The following is a 2270-nucleotide window of genomic DNA, read 5'->3' as shown; positions in this document are numbered from 1 at the left end:
TGGTCGGCCCGCTGGCCGAGCTGGGGCCCCGGCTGGACCGGGTGCGGTGGGCGCGGCTGTGCACGCGGCTGGCGCGGGTGGCGTACCTGGCCGGGCGGTGGGAGCTGGGGGCCGCGCAGGTCGACGAGGCCCGCGCGCTGCTCGGCGCGGACGGCCCGGTGGCCGAGGTGGCGCTGGTGGACTCGGTGGCGGCGTCGCTGGCGCTCCAGTCGCCGGGACCGGACCGGGTGGAGCGGGCGCGGGAGCTGGCGCTGCGGGCCGCCGAGCGCAGCCCGGACCCGGTGGTGCGCTGCGAGGCCAGGCAGCTGCTGGGCATCCTGGCGCGCGAGCGGGACGTGGGCGAGGCGACCGAGCACTTCGTGACGGCGCAGCGCATCGCCGAGGAGCACCGGCTGCCGGTGCAGCGCAGCTACGCGGTGGTGCGGCGGGCCGGGCTGGCGTGGCTGGCGGACGCCTCGGTCTCCGGGCTGCTCAGGGCGCGGGCGGAGGCGCTCGGCGTCGGGGCGATCTTCGTGGCGTGCAACGTGGACGCGATCCTGGCGCTGGACGCGGTGCTGCGCGGCCGGTACGCGGAGGCGGACGAGCTGGTGGAGCGGTGCGCGGAGGACACCGCGCGGTTCCAGCTGCTGGGGATCGCGGGCTACGTGCTGATGACCCGCGCCACGGCCGCCGCGCACCGGGGGCGGCGGGCGGAGATGGCGGCGGCGCTGGAGCGGTTCGACGCCGTGGGCGGGGCGGGGGCGCAGGAGCGACCGCTGTGCTTCGGGCTGGCCAGGGCGTTCTGCGCGCTGCTGGAGGAGGACCGGGGGCTGGCGGCGCGGGAGCTGGCGGTCGCCGAGGAGCTGGAGCTGGCGAGCCCGTCCACGTTCCACCTGTCCGGCACGCACGGGCTGCGGCTGCTGCTGGGGGCGCTGGACGGGGGCGTGGACCTGGCCGCGTGCGCCCAGGTGGTCGGGGGCGCGGTCGGCGGTATGCGGTGGAACCGGGTGTTCGGCGGGTACGCGCTGGCGGTGCTGCTGGGGCGGGCCGGGCGCGGGGACGAGGCGCTGGCGGCGTTCGCGTCGGCGCGGGCGGCCGGTGAGGTGTTCCCGCTGGCGGACGGGCTGGGGCTGCGGCTGGCGGCGGAGGCCGCGGTGCGGGACGGCTGGGGTGAGCCGGTCGGGTGGTTGCGGGAGGCCGAGGAGCGGTTCCACGGGGCCGGGTCGTCGGCGGTGGCCAGCGCGTGCCGGGGGCTGCTGCGGGCGGCCGGGGCCCCGGTGCAGCAGCGGCGCAGCGGCAGCGACCTGGTGCCGAGGGAGCTGCGGGCGCTGGGGGTGACGGTGCGGGAGTTCGAGGTGTTCCGGCTGGTCGGGGTGCGGTTGGGGAACAAGGCGATCGCGCACCGGCTGCACATCTCGCCCCGGACCGTGGAGAAGCACGTGGCCAGCCTGCTCAGCAAGACCGGGCGGGGCGACCGGGAGGGGCTGAGCAGCTTCGCGGCGGGGCTGGTCGGGTGACGGGGCGCGGACGGCGCGTGACCGGCGCGTCCCGGCGGGGAAAACCGGGGCGCTGGGCGGCTCGGGGGTGGGTTACCTTCTGGCTCATGTCACGAGTGCTGTCGGTCAACACGGGGGTTCGCGTCCCGTTCGAGGGCGTGCGGATCGGCGAGTCCGCGATCGGCAAGCGGCCCGTCGAGGGGGCCGTGGCGCTGGACGTGCCCGATGCCGGGATGAGCGGCGTGTCCGGGGACGAGATCTCCGACAAGGTCAACCACGGCGGGCCGGACCAGGCGGTGTACGCCTACGCCCGCGAGGAGCGGGCGGTGTGGGAGGCGGAGCTGGGGCGCGAGCTGCCCGCCGGGCTGTTCGGGGAGAACCTGACCACCGAGGGCGTGGCGGTGTCGGACGCGCTGGTGGGCGAGCGGTGGAGGGTGGGGACGGCGCTGCTGGAGGTCACCGCGCCGCGCATCCCGTGCCGGACGTTCGCGCTGGTGCTGGACGAGCCGCAGTGGGTCAAGCGGTTCACCGCCCGCGCGCTGCCGGGGGCCTACCTCCGGGTGCTGGAGCCGGGTTCGGTGCGCGCCGGGGACGGGATCGAGGTGGTCGAGCGGCCGGGGCACGCGATCACGGTGGCCGTGGTGTTCCGGGCGCTCCAGCTGGAGCCGGAGCTGCTGCCGTCGCTGGTCGGGGTGGCCGGGCTGTCCGAGGAGGTCCGCGAGAAGGTCGCCAAGCGCGTGGCGCGGGCGCGCTGAGACGAGCGCGGGCGCGGGGCGGGGGTCCCGGGCCCCCCGC

The 2270-nt window shown here is 77.7% G+C and carries 2 protein-coding genes; both read left to right on the top strand.

All coding sequences use genetic code 11. The features are described from left to right. Positions 1-1496 (top strand): LuxR C-terminal-related transcriptional regulator (locus tag ACTUAL_RS17890; protein ID WP_440901067.1); only part of this gene is annotated, 1496 nt, incomplete at its 5' end. Between the two features lie 86 nt (positions 1497-1582). Beyond that, complete coding sequence (locus ACTUAL_RS17885) at positions 1583-2230, top strand: MOSC domain-containing protein (RefSeq protein WP_440901066.1); 648 nt, start codon at positions 1583-1585, stop codon at positions 2228-2230. Positions 2231-2270 lie beyond the last annotated feature (40 nt).

It is taken from the genome of Actinosynnema sp. (assembly GCF_052038725.1).
The sequence above is the reverse complement of the archived record's forward strand: the minus strand, read 5'-3'. Positions and strand labels throughout refer to the sequence as shown.